The organism is Pseudomonas sp. LBUM1671, assembly GCF_059695685.1.
In genome coordinates this window covers 5,028,151-5,044,058 of record NZ_CP166782.1, presented here as the reverse complement: position 1 = coordinate 5,044,058, position 15,908 = coordinate 5,028,151, and the positions used below count along the sequence as shown (strand labels likewise).

12 protein-coding genes are annotated in these 15,908 nt (G+C 59.7%); 4 read left to right on the top strand and 8 right to left on the bottom strand.

All coding sequences use genetic code 11. The features are described from left to right. Positions 1–65: 65 nt before the first annotated feature. From ACA060_RS23295 to ACA060_RS23270, 6 genes are all read right to left on the bottom strand, one after another. The gene (locus ACA060_RS23295; RefSeq protein ID WP_497313481.1) at positions 66–701 is read right to left on the bottom strand and encodes a lysoplasmalogenase; all 636 of its coding nucleotides are present in this window, start codon (positions 699–701) and stop codon (positions 66–68) included. Between the two features lie 2 nt (positions 702–703). Next, the gene (locus ACA060_RS23290; protein ID WP_497313479.1) at positions 704–1,096 is read right to left on the bottom strand and encodes a protease inhibitor I42 family protein; all 393 of its coding nucleotides are present in this window, start codon (positions 1,094–1,096) and stop codon (positions 704–706) included. Positions 1,097–1,310: 214 nt separating this feature from the next. After that, a complete protein-coding gene (gene lon, locus ACA060_RS23285) occupies positions 1,311–3,728 on the bottom strand; it encodes an endopeptidase La (RefSeq protein WP_109634562.1) in 2,418 nt (805 codons plus the stop codon). A 916-nt stretch (positions 3,729–4,644) separates the two neighbouring features. Further along, entirely contained in the window at positions 4,645–5,022 is a 378-nt protein-coding gene (locus ACA060_RS23280; RefSeq protein ID WP_497313477.1) for a DUF6124 family protein, read from the bottom strand. 503 nt (positions 5,023–5,525) lie between these two features. Next, on the bottom strand, positions 5,526–7,937 hold the full coding sequence (locus ACA060_RS23275) for a glucose/quinate/shikimate family membrane-bound PQQ-dependent dehydrogenase (RefSeq protein WP_497313475.1): 2,412 nt from the start codon (positions 7,935–7,937) through the stop codon (positions 5,526–5,528). A gap of 213 nt (positions 7,938–8,150) precedes the next feature. Beyond that, positions 8,151–9,533, bottom strand: a complete 1,383-nt coding sequence (locus ACA060_RS23270; protein ID WP_497313473.1) for a carbohydrate porin — start codon at positions 9,531–9,533, stop codon at positions 8,151–8,153. 283 nt (positions 9,534–9,816) lie between these two features. On the opposite strand from ACA060_RS23270, the gene ACA060_RS23265 reads away from it, so the two are divergent. Together ACA060_RS23265 and ACA060_RS23260 are read left to right on the top strand one after the other, a co-directional pair. Beyond that, positions 9,817–10,047 (top strand): VF530 family protein, encoded by a 231-nt coding sequence (locus tag ACA060_RS23265; protein WP_007903672.1) that lies wholly within the window; start codon positions 9,817–9,819, stop codon positions 10,045–10,047. Between the two features lie 2 nt (positions 10,048–10,049). Next, a complete protein-coding gene (locus ACA060_RS23260) occupies positions 10,050–10,706 on the top strand; it encodes a Pr6Pr family membrane protein (protein ID WP_497313471.1) in 657 nt (218 codons plus the stop codon). A 198-nt stretch (positions 10,707–10,904) separates the two neighbouring features. Here the strand turns inward: ACA060_RS23260 and ACA060_RS23255 are convergent, their stop codons facing one another. Both ACA060_RS23255 and ACA060_RS23250 read right to left on the bottom strand, forming a co-directional pair. After that, on the bottom strand, positions 10,905–11,687 hold the full coding sequence (locus ACA060_RS23255; protein WP_497313469.1) for a siderophore-interacting protein: 783 nt from the start codon (positions 11,685–11,687) through the stop codon (positions 10,905–10,907). Next, entirely contained in the window at positions 11,680–12,261 is a 582-nt protein-coding gene (locus tag ACA060_RS23250; protein ID WP_497313467.1) for a PadR family transcriptional regulator, read from the bottom strand. Before ACA060_RS23250 ends, ACA060_RS23255 begins: the two co-directional genes overlap by 8 nt. 507 nt (positions 12,262–12,768) lie before the next feature. On the opposite strand from ACA060_RS23250, the gene ACA060_RS23245 reads away from it, so the two are divergent. Beyond that, entirely contained in the window at positions 12,769–13,254 is a 486-nt protein-coding gene (locus ACA060_RS23245; protein ID WP_497313465.1) for a CS1 type fimbrial major subunit, read from the top strand. Between the two features lie 109 nt (positions 13,255–13,363). Further along, the gene (locus tag ACA060_RS23240; protein ID WP_497313463.1) at positions 13,364–15,886 is read left to right on the top strand and encodes a TcfC E-set like domain-containing protein; all 2,523 of its coding nucleotides are present in this window, start codon (positions 13,364–13,366) and stop codon (positions 15,884–15,886) included. Positions 15,887–15,908: the final 22 nt, after the last annotated feature.

Genomic DNA, 15,908 nt, shown 5'->3' with positions numbered 1-15,908 from the left:
TCCCTAGGATCAAAGCCTTGCGTCTGCTACGCAGCCGAACGGGGATAAATCCCCTCACCACAAATTCAACGCGATTTCGGGCCAAACGCCGACGCCGCAATCCCCCATTGCCCCAGCCAGTAACTGAGGATGATCACGTAAGGCGCGGCGTTAAACGGCAAGACAAACCGGTTGATGCCAATCACGCTGTCCGAAAACACAAACGCCACGGCGCCAGCCGCTGCCAACAGCGCCGAGCGTTTGGGCACGTCAGTGCCGAGTCGAGCCAGCGCCCGCCAGAGCATCGCGCTGATGGCCAGACCGTAGACGATCACCGGGATGAGCAGCGGACCCAGCCCATTGGAAATCAAGATCCCCAGCAATATCGCGCCGACGCCCAAAGCGATGATCAGCGGCAACAACGCCAACCGCCGGCAATCGCTCAAGTAGGCTTTCAGATACGCCAGGTGGGCGACCAAAAAAGCCCCGAGACCAAACACAAACAAATCCCCCGGCCACGCCAGCAACACATCGCCGAGCAGGGAGAAAATCAATCCAAGGCTGATCCAGCGCCGGTATTCGCTGGGTGGTGCGTCATGCAACCAACCGAGCAAGGCCAACACCGGCAACGGCTTGACCAGCAGACAGAGCAACGCGGCGTGCACGCTCAGGCCATACAGAAAAGTCACCGCGCCCATCAGCGCCAGAATCAGCCAGCCCACGATCAGTTAACCGCGATCGGGCAGTCGAAGGTTTTCACGGCCGGCACTTCCGGTGCCCAGGGCTGTGAATAGGTCAGACGCAAACGCCCCGTACCGGCAGCGAACGCCTGAAAGCGCCAGGTCGAAATCCCGGCGCTGCCGACGATCCCGGCATCTTCCGGGTTGCTGTACACCTCAGGACTGAGCGCATGCAGCACACCGCCGGCCGAATCCTGGATCGCCCAGCGATAACCCGTGGTCGGGTTGCTCGGCAGAGTCAGGATCAGGATCTGTCCGTTGCGCATTTGCAGCGGGCATTCGCCTTGTTTTTCCACGGTCACGTTCTGTTTCGGTTGCGTGGCGCAGGCGGCCAGCAAGGAGAGGGCGAGGGGGACAAACAGGCGGGTGGGGGACATAAGGTCAGTGGCTCCGGCGTTCACGACGAACGGCGAGCATAACTGAAGATGAGACAAAGTGTGACAGGTTCAGAAATGGGGGTGTCAGTAATGACGCCATCGCTAGCAGGCTAGCTCCCACAGGGGTTGCAGTGAACACAAAATTTGTGAACACCACCCATCCTTGTGGGAGCTAGCCTGCTAGCGATAGCGGTAGAAGGGCGCTAGGTGACCGTCAGAACAGAATCTTCGCCACATCCGCAAACCGCTTGGCAAAGTGCACGGTAATCCCTTCCTTCAGATAGTCCGGCAGTTCATCAAAGCTCCCTCGGTTCGGCTCCGGCAGGATCAACTCAAAGATCTTCTGCCGCCGCGCCGCGATCACTTTTTCACGCACCCCGCCAATCGGCAGGACATGTCCGGTCAGGGTCAGTTCGCCGGTCATGGCGATGCCTCTTTTCGGCGCCTGGTTGCGGGCGAGCGAGAGCAGGGCGCTGGCCATGGTCACGCCGGCGCTCGGGCCGTCTTTCGGGGTGGCGCCTTCGGGGACGTGCAGGTGGACGAAGGCTTCGTCGAAGAACTTCGGATCACCGCCAAATGACTTCAGATTCGAGCTGACGTAGCTGTAGGCGATTTCCGCCGACTCTTTCATCACATCGCCCAATTGCCCCGTGAGTTTGAAGCCTCGGTTCAAGGTGTGGATGCGCGTGGCTTCGATCGGCAAAGTGGCGCCGCCCATGCTGGTCCAGGCCAGGCCGGTGATGACGCCAGTGCCGGACAGCACTTGCTCGTTGCGGAACACCGGATGGCCGAGCGAGGCTTCGAGGTCTTTCGGACCGATTTTGATCACCGCTTTCGGCTCGTCGATCAACTTCACCACGGCTTTGCGCACCAGTTTGCCCAGTTCTTTTTCCAGGTGGCGCACCCCGGCTTCGCGGGCGTAACCATCGATCAAGGCTTTCAAGGCGCTGTCGCTGATGCTCAGGCTGCCTTTGGACACGCCAGCCTTCTCAAGTTGCTTGGGCCACAGGTGACGCTTGGCGATGGCGATTTTTTCTTCGGTGATGTAACCCGACAGGCGAATCACTTCCATCCGGTCCAGCAAGGGGCCGGGAATCGAATCCAGGGTGTTGGCGGTGCAGACGAACAGCACTTTCGACAGGTCCAGACGCAGGTCCAGGTAGTGGTCGAGGAATTCGACGTTCTGTTCCGGGTCGAGGGTTTCCAGCAGCGCCGAGGCCGGGTCGCCCTGATAGCTCTGGCCCATTTTGTCGATCTCGTCGAGCATGATCACCGGGTTCATCACTTCGACGTCTTTCAACGCCTGCACGAGTTTGCCCGGTTGTGCGCCGATGTAGGTGCGGCGGTGGCCCTTGATCTCGGCTTCGTCGCGCATGCCGCCGAGGCTGAAGCGGTAAAACGGCCGGCCGAGGGATTCGGCGATGGATTTGCCGACGCTGGTTTTACCCACGCCCGGCGGGCCGACCAGCAGCACGATGGAGCCGCTGATCTCGCCTTTATAGGCACCCACCGCGAGGAATTCGAGGATGCGGTCCTTGATGTCGTCGAGGCCGGCGTGGTGTTTGTCGAGCACCTTGCGCGCGTGCTTGAGGTCGAGTTTGTCTTCGCCGTACACGCCCCACGGCACCGAGGTCGCCCAGTCGAGGTAGTTGCGGGTGACCGCGTATTCCGGCGAACCGGTCTCGAGGATCGACAGCTTGTTCATTTCCTCTTCGACGCGTTTTTGCGCTTGGGCCGGCAGGACTTTGCCTTCCAGGCGCTGCTCGAACTGTTCGATGTCGGCGCTGCGGTCGTCTTTGGTCAGCCCCAGCTCTTGCTGGATGACCTTGAGTTGTTCCTTGAGGAAGAACTCGCGCTGATGCTCGCCGATCTTGCGGTTAACTTCGGCGGAAATCTCTTTCTGCAACCGCGCGACTTCGACTTCCTTGCGCAGCATCGGCAGGACTTTTTCCATGCGCTTGAGCATGGGCACGCAGTCGAGCACTTCTTGCAGCTCGTTGCCGGTGGCCGAGGTCAGGGCAGCGGCGAAGTCGGTCAACGGTGACGGATCGTTGGGGCTGAAGCGGTTGAGGTAGTTTTTCAGCTCTTCGCTGTACAGCGGGTTGAGCGGCAGCAGTTCCTTGATCGCGTTGATCAGCGCCATGCCGTAGGCCTTGACCTCGTCGGTCGGCTCGGTGGGCTGGTGCGGGTATTCGACTTCCACCAGGTATGGCGGGCGATGGTGTTTGAGCCAGGTGCGGATGCGCACGCGGGTCAGCCCTTGGGCGACGAATTGCAGTTTGCCGTTTTCGCGACTGGCGTGGTGCACCTTGACCAGCGTGCCGTACAGCGGCAGGGCCGAGGTGTCGAAATGGCGCGGATCCTCCTGGGGCGTGTCCATATAGAACAGGGCCAGGGAGTGGTGGTCGGATTTGCTGACCAGGTCGAGGGTTTCGGCCCACGGTTCTTCATTGACGATGACCGGCAGCACTTGGGCCGGGAAGAACGGGCGATTGTGGATCGGGATGATGTAGACCTTGTCCGGCAGGTTCTGGCCGGGCAGGGCGAGGCCTTTGCCGGTGGAATGGTGTTCGGCGTTCTCTGGGTCGGCGTATTCGCTCGGGTCTTCAGGGAATTCTTGCTGGTCGCTCATGGGGCACCTGCGCAATGGGGTATGGGTCTTAGATGGGGCAGGTGGGGGGTGGTTTCAATGGGGCGGGATATTTCTGGGTGTGTGTTCAGGGTTTGGACAGGTGCTTTTGACTTGGCGGCCTTTGGGCCGACCATGTTCTTGGTGGTTGTGTACATATCCGTTTCTGCGGTAATGGCGGCTGGCGGTTTCGCCCTTACGGCGACTCACTTTTTTTACAAGCGCCTAAAAAAAGTAAGCAAAAAAACGCTCGCCCCAAGCGTCCGGCCCCTCGCTAAGGCTCGGCGTACCTTCGCTCCGGTATCCATCCGGGGACACTGCCCTCCGGTCTGCTTCGCGACGACCTACATGCAGCGTGTTCGACTGCGTCGAACGGCGCTGCGCGCCACTCCCCGGATGAACACCTCCACTCAGCCTCCCGAAAGGGGCGGGTGGATCAAGATCAAGAGCTGCAGGCGAGCTAACGCTCGGCCTGTTGAGTGGTGAGAAGCGGATGTACGCCGGGCCCTTGTAGGAGTGAGCCTGCTCGCGATGGCGGCCTGACAGCCGACCAATCTCTTACTGATGTACAAAATTTAATTGTGGGAGCTGGCCTGCCAGCGATGGCGACCTGACAGCCGACCAACATCTTGCTGATGTACCCAATTCAATTGTGGGAGCTGGCCTGCCAGCGATGGCGACCTGACAGCCGACCAACATCTTGCTGATGTACCCAATTCAATTGTGGGAGCTGGCTTGCCCGCGAAGGCGGCCTGACAGCCGACCAATCTCTTGCTGAAGTACCCAATCCAATTGTGGGAGCTGGCCTGCCAGCGATGGCGGAGTGTCAGCCAACATCAATGCCGGATGTCGGACAGCAATCGTCGGAGCGCCGCCCGGAGCAGGTTCACTCCCACAGGGGATTTGCTTCCACTGGGGATCAGCTGTGCGGCGCAGGTTTTGGTATAGCGACGTTATCGAGCATCCGGTTTGCTGCCAGCTCGGCCAGCATGACGATCTGTTGAATGGCCATCGCCTTGTGCCGGTGCGGGCCTTCCAGATAATCCGCGAAATCACTCGCCATCACGCTGGCCTGGGCCAACGATTCACAGGTATGGGCCAGCAGGTCTTCGTCTTTGATATCCGGCGCAATCAAAAACATCGTGCTGGGTTTGCGGGTAGCGGGGGATTTGAGGGCGGCGGGATTGAGGTAGTGATCCAGTGCGCGCTCGGCGGCTTCGTTGAGTTTTTTGGAATCGAGGGACTCGTAGGGGGAAACGTCGTCGGTTTGCGGGGGATTCGGGGTTTCTTTGAACATGGTGAAGCTCCATTCGGGGACAGGGAGTTCGCCACGACTGCGACCAAGCAGTTGGGTGGCGAACCGTACGCAGGTTGGTCGACCAGGGAATGGAACCCGGCAGGGCCGAAGCCCTCCCACGCACAGCTCGCCATGAAGCAATCACGAAAAGTGCGTCATTCTAAACCTGGGCGACCAAACCCGGCCGCTGAATTTGCAGCGACCTCGAAAGCCTATCGAACGGGCTTCTGACACGACAACCGATAGAACTTGTCGGAATCCTCCTCCAGAACAGCAACGGCTGTAGGACGGTGGTAAACAAATTCAGGCCTGACGCGACCCAATGTGGGAGCGAGCCTGCTCGCGATAGCTGTTTAACATTCAACGTCTAGGTTGGCTGACAGTCCGCTATCGCGAGCAGGCTCGCTCCCACATTTTGTTCGGTTGTGTGGCGACAAAATTGGCGGCCACAAAAAAGGCGACTCCTTCGCAGGAGTCGCCTTTCCTTTATCTGTCGCTACAACTTATTCCGACAGTTTGTACGCAATCACATAGTCACCTTGCTTGGTGCCCAGCGACCCATGACCGCCAGCCACGACGAGCACGTATTGCTTGCCGTCCTTGCCGGTGTAAGTCATCGGTGTGGTTTGTGCACCTGCTGGCAGGCGACCTTCCCACAACTGCTTGCCGTTTTTCACGTCATAGGCGCGCAGGTACTGGTCGAGGGTGCCGCTCAGGAAACCAACGCCGCCAGCAGTGACGAAGGTGCCGCCCAGGCTAGGCACGCCCATGCTCAGCGGAATTGGAACTGGCGAGCTGTCGCGCACGGTGCCGTTTTTGTGTTTCCAGATGATTTTGCTGGTGGTCAGGTCGACCGCTGTCACGTAACCCCAGGCAGGTGCCTGGCATGGCAGGCCCACAGGCGAGAGCAAGGGTTCGAGGACGACGCCGTATGGCGCGCCTTTGTTCGGCTGCACGCCTTCGGTTTCGCTTTTGCGCGGGCCTTGGGCGGCGATTTCGGCGGCCGGGATCATTTTCGATTTGAACGCCATGTAGTCCGGGTTCATGAAAGCGATCTGACGCACCGGGTCAACCGAGATGCCGCCCCAGTCGAACACGCCGAAGTTGCCGGGGTAAACGATCGAACCCTGCAGCGATGGCGGCGTGAACGGGCCGTCGTAGCGCATGGATTTGAAGTCGATCCGGCAGATCAGTTGGTCGAACGGGGTCACGCCCCACATGTCGCGCTCTTGCAGCGGCGGCGGCATCAGGTTGAGGTCGGACTTCGGTTGGGTCGGCGAGGTGTGATCACCTTCGACAGCGCCTTGTGGCACCGGCACTTCGTTGATCGGCACGATCGGCTTGCCGGTGCTGCGATCCAGCACATAAATGCTGCCTTGCTTGGTGGACGCGAGCACCGCTGGCTTCACGCCGTCAGCGGTTTTCAGGTCCATCAGGGTTGGCTGGCCACCGACGTCCATGTCCCACAGGTCATGGTGGGTGAACTGCATGTGCCAGCGCACCTGGCCGGTTGCGATGTCGAGGGCGGTCAGGCCGGCGGCATGCAGCTCCGATTCAGGGGTGCGATCGCCACCGAACTGGTCCGGGGTCTGGTTGCCCATCGGCAGGTAGAGCATGCCGAGTTTTTCGTCGACCGCGAACATGGACCACATGTTCGGCGAGTTGCGGGTGTAGACCTGGCCTTCGGCAATCGGCGTGGTGTCGTCCGGGTTGCCGCTGTCCCAGTTCCACACCAGTTTGCCGGTGTGCACGTCGAACGCGCGGATCACGCCGCTGGGTTCGTCGGTGGAAACGTTGTCGGTGACGTGGCCGCCAATCACCACCAGGTCTTTGGTGACGGCTGGAGGCGAGGTGGAGTAGTAACCGCCGGCGTTGAAGCCGCCGATGTTGGCGGTGAGGTCAACCTGGCCTTTGTTGCCGAAGTCTTCGCACATCTTGCCGGTGTCGGCGTCGAGGGCGATCAGACGAGTGTCGGCGGTCGGCAGGAAGATCCGGCGCGGGCAGACCGTGCTGACTGGCCCAGAACTGGCGGTGCCGGTCGGGCTTTGCTCGGACGCGTAAGCGGCGTCATCGTGATAGGTCACGCCACGGCAGGTCATGTGCGCCCAACCCTTGAAGTTCGCCGCGTTTTGCGTGGAGAGCTTCGGATCGAAACGCCAGATTTCCTTGCCGGTGTCCGGATCAAGGGCGATCACCTGGCTGTGCGGCGTGCACACGTAGAGCATGCCGTTGACTTTCAGCGGGGTGTTTTCGGCCGTGGTTTCGCCCGGGTCGTTCGGCCCAGGCAGGTCGCCTGTGCGGTAGGTCCAGGCGGGAACCAGTTTGTTCACGTTCTGCGGGGTGATCTGCGCCAGTGGCGAGTAACGATCACCGTGGGCGCTACGGCCGTAGGAATTCCAGTCACCGTCGGGCATGGCCGGGGCGGTGTTGGTCATGCCCGGCACGCTGTCGCGGTCCAGTTCGCCTTTGATTTCACCCGGGTTGGTGAACTGGCTGGCCAGCGCGGTAACGCCAGCGAGCACCACGGCCACGCTCAACGCGCCAGTGCCCATCGGCGCAGGGCCGGTGATCAGCAGCGGACGGCGGAACCACGGCAGCAACATGACGAGGCCCAGCGCAAACAGCATCGCCAGACGCGGCACCAGTTGCCACCAATCGAGGCCGACTTCCCACAAAGCCCACACGGTACTGGCAAACAGCACCAATGCATAAAGGCCCAGCGCAGCGCGGCGGGCCAGGATCAGCAGCACGCCGGTCAGCGTCAGGCCGATACCGGCCAGCAGGTAATACAGCGAGCCGCCGAGCATACTCAGCTTGATCCCGCCGGCCAGCATGGCCAGGCCCATTAGCAGAAGCAGAATGCCGAGCAGGGTCGGCAACAGACGGCTTCGACTCAAAGCACCATCAGTGCTCATAGTGTGGTTCTCCGTGACGTTTTAAGTAGTCCCGCGCAAGTTCACTGTAGATGACGATCCTGTGCGGGCATGGTTCATATAAAAATGGTTCGGTTGACGCGATACCTGTGGGAGCTGGCTTGCCAGCGATAGCGGTGTGTCAGCCGGCGCAGATGTTGACTGACATACCGCTATCGCTGGCAAGCCAGCTCCCACAGGGTTTTGTGGTGTGGGTTAGAAGGATGACTGGATTTTTATTCCGCCAATCAACGCGTCATCGACCTTGTCCACGCCACCGGGGTGGCGGATGTATTGCAGGTTCGGGCGCACGGTCAGCCAGTTCGTGACGTGCACGCCGTAATAGAGTTCGGCGCTGTATTCGGTGTCCTGGGGTGGCAGGAACGAGGGATCGTCGTAGTCATAGACAGCGCGGGCCTGATTGGTCGCTTCGGCGTTCTTGCGATAGGCCGGGTTGACGTGGACGCGGGCGAGCGCAAAGCCGATGTCGTCCTTGGCGCGCGCATCGAACAGGCCTTTGTAGACGACGCCGGCCTGGACATAGTTGTCGATGGCGTTGGTTTTCTTGTCGTGCATCGTGCCGTTGGCGAACACGCTCAAGCCGCGAGAGTTGTCGCTGGCGCGGCTAGTGATTTGCTGCTGCACGCCCAGCCACACGCCGTGCTTGCTCGACGCGCTGCGGTAAGCCTCACCGCTCAGGGCGGCGGGCTGACCATTGCTGTCCTTGTAGGCATCGGTGGCCTTGGCGTTGCTGTAGTAGTAACCGGCGCGGTATTCACCCGGCAGGCCGTTGAGCTTCGGTGACCACACCAGCTCCACCGGTAAAATCGCGCCCTGAGTGCCGCTGCCGCTGAGCTTGAAGCCGTTGCCGCGATCGAGGTTCGACGGGTTCTGCTCATACGCGCCGACTTGCGCGTACAGTTCTGGCGTCAGGTGATATTTGACGCGCATCGCCCACTGGCTGACCGGCCAGTTGTACCAGATGCCGCCAACCCAGTTGCCGACCTGGGAACCGCAGAACGCCAGGTTCTGGAAGTCGCACGGGAAGCTGTTGAAGTCCTCGCCTTCGCCAAAGCGGCCGACCTTGATGTCGAGCTTCTGGTCGAAGAATTTCTGCTGATACCACATCTGCGTCAGGCGCCAGGTTTGCCCACGGCCCCAGACTTCCTGGGCGGAAGTGAAACCGCCCACACGCGGGTCGTTGATTCGGTCGTTGCTGATGTTGTTGCCGCTGCGCTCGGTGATCGTCAGCTGAAATTCGGCGTCGTCCCAGCCGAGGATTTTCTGCAAATCCAGATGCGTGCCGAAACCAAACTGGTCGCTGTAGCGCGCGGTGCGATCGTGGTCGTAGCCGCCGTGCAGATTGCTGCCCATTTCGCCGGTGTAATCGACTTTGAAGTCATAGCCTTTTTCCGAAAGTTCGGTGCGCGTGCCGTTCCAGTCGCCGAGCATCCAGGGCGATTCGCTATCGAAGGCGGGAGCGGCCTGGGTGCAGGTTGCAAGGCCTAAAGCGGTCAACCCACCGATCAGGTTCAGGGCTTTTCGGCTGGCAATAGCGGTGCAGACAGCGCTGTCTCGCGGAGTTGGGAAATCAGGCATAGAGAAGGAATTCTTGATCTTTTTCTGGTGGGTGAACGGAAAGCGGCACTATGTCGCGGGCAGATGAAGCGTTTCAGCTTGACGGGCGCAAGGATAATGTCCTGTTACAAATAGAGAAAGCGCTTTTCGTGACATGAATTATTTCCTGTTTGGTAACAGTGCCAGGCAGCGATCTGTTCAAGGTCACCTACATTTACCAGAGAGCGCACAGAGCGCTTCCACCCGGCCATCCCCTCGGCTAAGGTGCGCGGCTTCCCCTCCTGACATCGCTCGAAGGCCCGGCATGACCGAACAGAACAACAACCCGCTGCACGGCGTGACGCTGGAGCAAATCCTCAACGCCCTGGTTGAACATTACGAATGGTCGGGGCTGGCCGAGCGTATTGATATTCGCTGCTTTAAAAGTGACCCGAGCATCAAGTCGAGCCTGACCTTCCTGCGCAAAACCCCGTGGGCGCGGGAGAAGGTCGAACGCTTGTACGTGAAGCTGATGCGCACCAAGCGCCCGCTCTGAACATGGCCAACCTGTCGACACCAGGTTCTGCCGCGAGGCGTCGTTTTGTGGCGGTGGCCGCGGTGCTGGGTTGGGCGGGGCTGGCCATTCAGCTGTACCTGATTCTGTACTCGCGCTGGACGCTGGAAGCGAGCTTGATCGGTGGGCTGCTGAGCTTTTTCAGCTACTTCACTGTGCTGACCAATACGCTGGTGGCGACCGTGTTGACCTGCGAATGGACGTCCCGTGAGTCGGCGGCGCGACGCTGGTTCTTGCAGCCGTGGGTCAGCAGCGCGATTGCCGTGAGCATCGTGGTCGTCGGCCTGGCGTACAGCCTGTTGTTGCGCCACTTGTGGCATCCCGAAGGCTGGCAGTTGCTGGCCGATGAATTGATGCACGACGTCATGCCGCTGCTGTTTCTGGCGTACTGGTGGTGGTGCGTGCCCAAAGGCACCTTGCGCCTGCGGCATATCGGCCTGTGGGTAATTTATCCGCTGGTGTACTTCGCCTATTCACTGCTGCGTGGGCATGAGTTGGCGGTTTATCCCTATCCGTTCATTGATGTCGGTACGTTGGGTTATCCACAGGTGTTTTTGAATGCGGGGGGATTGTTGGTTGGGTTTTTGGTGATCTCATTGTTGGTAATCGGGTTGGATCGGTGGCGACCGGGCCGAAAGTGAACCCCCATTGTGGCGAGGGGACTTTGTGGCGAGGGGACTTGTCCCCGTTGGGTTGCGCAGCAGCCCCAAAATCTCGGCAGTTGTCGAAGATTTTGGGGAGCGCTTCGCACTCCAACGGGGACAAGTCCCCTCGCCACAAAAGCCCTCACCACAGGAGCCTCTTAACCACAGGAAAACTGGCAGGCATAAAAGCCGCAGTCACTCTTCGTCGCTGCCATCCGCCCGCCAGTAACCCACGGCTTTGACGAATTGCTCATTCAAACCATGCTCATCAAGCAGCACCCGACGAATCTGCCGTGACACCTTGGTCTCCGTCGCCACCCACGCATATAGATTGCCGATGGGCACTTGCAGCTGCTTCACGGTGGTCAGCAGATTGTCTTTGCCACCGTCACGCAACACCCAGATCACATTGACCTGCGCGGCGCTTTCCAGGCGTTGCTGCTCGGCGCCGTTTTCCACTTCCACGATCACCAGTGCACGCCGATTGGCCGCCAGGCCTTCGAGACGCCGGGCGATGGCGGGCAGGGCGGTTTCGTCGCCGATCAGCAGGTAGCTGTCGAACATGTCCGGCACGATCATCGAGCCGCGTGGCCCGCCGATGTGCAGGAACTGGCCGGGTTGGGCCTGCTCGGCCCATGTCGCGGCAGGGCCGTCACCGTGCAACACAAAGTCGATGTCCAGTTCCAGCGTGTCGAGGTCATAACGACGGGGCGTGTAGTCGCGCATCGCCGGCATCGGCCCGTTGTCCTTGCCAGCACCGAGCACCAGGGTTTCCAGCGCTGCTTGTTCTGCTGCGTTCTGCGGGAACAGCAGTTTGACGTGGTCGTCCGTGCCCAGGCTGACGAAACCGGCCAGCTCCGGGCCGCCCAGGGTGATCCGGCGCATCCGCGGGGTCAGGTCGACCACGCGCAGCACTTGCAGGCGACGGCGTTTGATTTCATGCATGACGCGGTGAATGGTGTGCACAACTTCAGTCATTCGGCTGCTCCTGAACGGGTTGAACGGCCGGGCCGTCGACGATGGCTTTGGCGGTGTTGTTGAGCAGATCGCGCACCCGCAGGATTTCTTCCGGGCTCCAGCGGCCGTGGTGCATCTGCAAGGCGTGACGCAAGTTATGCACCGCTTCGTGAATCTCGGCGGGACGATCATGGCCACGCAATGAGCGCTTGCTGACCTCAATGCGCATCCGCACGCCGTCCAGCGCAATGGCTTGCTCGGTCAACGACAGGCGTCCGGCGTCGGTGATGCTGTAGCGTTTTTTGCCGCCCTCGGCATCGCCCAGGATCATTTCGCTTTCTTCAAGAAAGGTCAGTGTCGGGTAAATCACACCAGGGCTGGGGCTGTACGCGCCGTCGAACATGCTTTCGATCTGGCGGATCAGGTCATAACCGTGGCAGGGCTGTTCGGCGATCAGTGCCAGCAACAGCAATTTCAGGTCACCGGGGGCGAACACCCGGGGACCGCGTCCGCCGCGTTCACGGCCGGGGCCTGGGCGTTTTTCGAAGCCGTCGCGGCTGTCGCTGTGGTCTCGATGGGAATGATGGTCTCTCATTTTGCGTCTTCTCTCGTCGTGTTTAGATACAACTTAAGATATATCTTTAGCCTTGTGCAAGCCTTCTTGACCAGCGGTCGCTTCGGTCGCCGCTGGGAGGACAGGCGCCCTCAACGACCGGGAATGAGGCATCGGTTGCTCTTTTAGAGTAATTAAACTAATCATGGAAGTTCGCCAGTTGATAATTACTTCGTTATCGTGATCAGTAGTACCGGTCTTACGGAAGTTTAATTAGTTATTGTCTGTGTGCTTTTTCAGTTAAATCTGTGTGTAGTATTTCTCTGAGGGTAAAACAATTCAGTTGGTGTTTTTTTAACTATTTTCCTGCTGTTCGGAGGCCGTTGTTACTACATGTTCTTCGGAAGTTACGTACTTACTTTCTCAAGGGATTGGTCGATCATTCTCCGGCGTCGAAAGTTAAGCGAAATCGCCATCTTCGTATTGAGTGGTATTCGCGTTACAAGACTTTCCTCGGCCCAATCCCTTGAAATTGACAGGTACTTAATAATGTTCAAGAAGCTTGCAATCACCGTTCCGATGACCCTCTTGGCCCTGAGTTCTTCGGTGGCGTTCGCTGCGGATGAAATACGCTCGTCCATCAACATCAGCGCTAATATCCCCACCTTTGCATTCCACGCCCAACCGGTGGATCCTAACTTTGGTAAAGATGAAAAAATGACCTGGGATATTGTAGACGAGGGCTTGAGGCCGCTGCGTGCGACTTACGATATCCGCCACACTCTCGGTTCGGTCAATGCTTACGTGGAAGGTGGTCCGCAACCGCTGACCAACGGCAACAACAACATCTTTCTGACCTACAAATTCAACGGAGTCACTTTGACCGGTACTTCTCAAGAAGTGGTCGGCGATACCGAATCCAACGGGGGTATGCGGGCTGATCTGGTGATTAGCGCCGCCTATCCGATTAGCACTCAGACAGGTCTTTACACGGCCAATCCAGTCCTGATTTTCGATGCCGTTCCGCGCATCTAAGTCAGCCATGACTTAAGGCTCGGCCTTATTCGTTAACACTTACCGGTCGATGGGTAATCACTGCCTGTCGATCGGGTTTCAACGCACTTATCTGCAGAGTATCCCGTTCATGTTCCCGATGACGCCCATCGCGACGGCGCTTGCCCTATGTTTTTGTGCAACTGCCCTGGCCGCGCCCACGGAAAACGGCCACACACCTCGAAGTTTGCTTGCGCAAGCCAAGGGTTTGCCGACCGACTTCGAAGAGCATTTCTTTGATGTGCCATTGGCGGTGCGGGTGGAACTTGACCAACAGTTTCTCGGCGAGGCGATGGTCGTATTAACCCGCGACGATCGAATCACCTTAGTTAACTTCAATGATGTCAGCGACAGCACAATCAAGCCCAGCGAGCGTGACATCTGGGCCAACCATCTTAAACAAGGCGTGGCGCTGGGCGCCTGCCAGGCCAACTGCCCCGAACAACTGTTGGCTGTGCACTACAGCCTCGAAAACTCGCTGGTGTCGATCCTCACGGAAAACGCCGAACGCGATGATCAGGTGCAGCTCTATTACAACTTGCCCGAAGGCGGCAGCACCGGGTTGATCGTGCGCAACCAGTTGAACCTCAATGGCGGCCAGAACCAGGACCTCGGTGGCCGTTACGGTCTGGAAGCCAGCAGCAGCCTGGGCAACTGGACCCAGGCGGTGAACCTGCAGTTGTCCCGCCTGGGCGGCATGGACAACCAGACCTATCACGCGGTGCACGAGCTTTTCACCCAACGCGAACTGCAAGGCAACTTTCTGCGCCTGGGCTTGTTCACGCCTACCTCGGAAGGGCTCACTCGCCAGCCACGCTCCTTTGGCGCCAGCCCTGACACTGCGCTGGGCGTCATGTACGGCAGCTCCGACAGCCTGGCCATCAACAACCCGAAACCGGCGGTCTACCCGATCTACGTCACAGCCAATCGCCAAGGCTCGGTGGAAATCTATCGCGACGGTTTGCTGATCAACACTCAGGCGATGCCGGCCGGTTTGCAGACCCTCGATACGCGGCCACTGCCCGGCGGTATCTATGAAGTAGAAGTGCGGCTGATTGAAGACGGCCAGATCACCTCCAGCACTCAGGAACTGGTCTACAAGCCCAACAACTGGCGCAATCATGACGAGCGCTGGCGCTACAACCTGTTCGCCGGACGTGAATCGAAAATGCTCAGCAACTGGGAAGAGCAGGCCGACGGCGACATGACCGCCGGTGCCGCGCTCAACTTCCTGTGGCACCCAAGGGTGATCCTCGGGCTGTCGAGTCGACAGGTGAAAGACTCCCTGCAATACGGCACGTCGGTCGACTGGGCCATCGTCAACAACGCCAGCGTTTATGCCAACGTCTACAAGACCCAGGACTACGGCACCGGCCTCGATGTGCAGGGCCTTTATTCCTACGGCAGCGGCAGCCTCGTCGCCAGCCATAACCGCAGCTGGCTCGACACCACCCGGCTCTACGACACCCTGCCCGACGGCACGCGCGTGCGGCAGCGCAACGTATTTATCGGCCAGACCAGCAACTCGTCCTTATCGGTGAATCATCGACTTACCAGCAAAAGTTCGGTCAATGCCCGGGTGTCCCACAGCGAGGGCAACACCGAAGGCGTCGGCCTGGATCTAGGGTGGACGCAACGCACTCAGCTATTTGGCAGCGACGCCAACTGGCGCCTGTCGCTATTCGACCGTCCGGGCAGTTTCAGCTCGGGCAATGATCGCAATCGCGGCCTCGACCTGAGCGTGAACATCGCGCTGGGCGGCCCGGGAGAGCAGCTATCCGGCAGCATCGGCACCCGCACCGATCGCGACGGCGGGCGCGATAACAATGCCTCGCTCACCTACCGCAAAACCTTACAGGATCACCTGCTGCAGAGCGTCTCGGCCACGGCGATCACCGACACCTACGGCATCGGTCTGAACGCGATGGCGACGATGCAATCGGACCGGGTCAGCGGTGACGGATTTATCCAGCGTTCGTCGTTCAACAACGACCTCACTGGCGGTTTGAACCTGGACAGCACGGTGGCCGTCGGCGGGCAAAAAATGGTCATGACCAGTCAATTCCACCGCAACGGTGCGGGCATGATCATCGATGTCGAATCAGACATCGACGGTATCGCCTTGCGTGCCGACGACTTGAGCGGCGGCAGCGCGGTGCTCAAACCCGGGCGCAATTTTGTGCCGATCACGGCGTACAAAAGCAGCTCGGTGAGTTTCGATTTCGAGGGCACCGACGTCCCCGCCGCAACCATTCAGCCTGCCCGTTCCAGCTACCACCTGAACAAGGGCGGCGTGGGCTACCGCCAGATTCGCGTGATGCGAACCCTCACCGTACTCGGCCGCCTGATCGACCCCCAGGGCAATCCGCTCAAAGGCCATCACATCATCAACCACGCCAGTCGCGGGGTGAGCGAGGTGGACGGGTTCTTCTCCATGGAAATGAACGCCGGCGCACCGACCCTGGAAGTGCGCTACGGCGACCAGTTGCTGTGCCAGTTCCGGCTGGACCCGAGCGAGGGGCGTACTGAAAACAATGTGTTGATGATCGGGGATTTGCGTTGCAGCCCAGACACGCTGGCAGACGTTGGCGATGCCGCGCAGAGCGCCGGCTGATGTGGGTTGATCAATCTCTGGA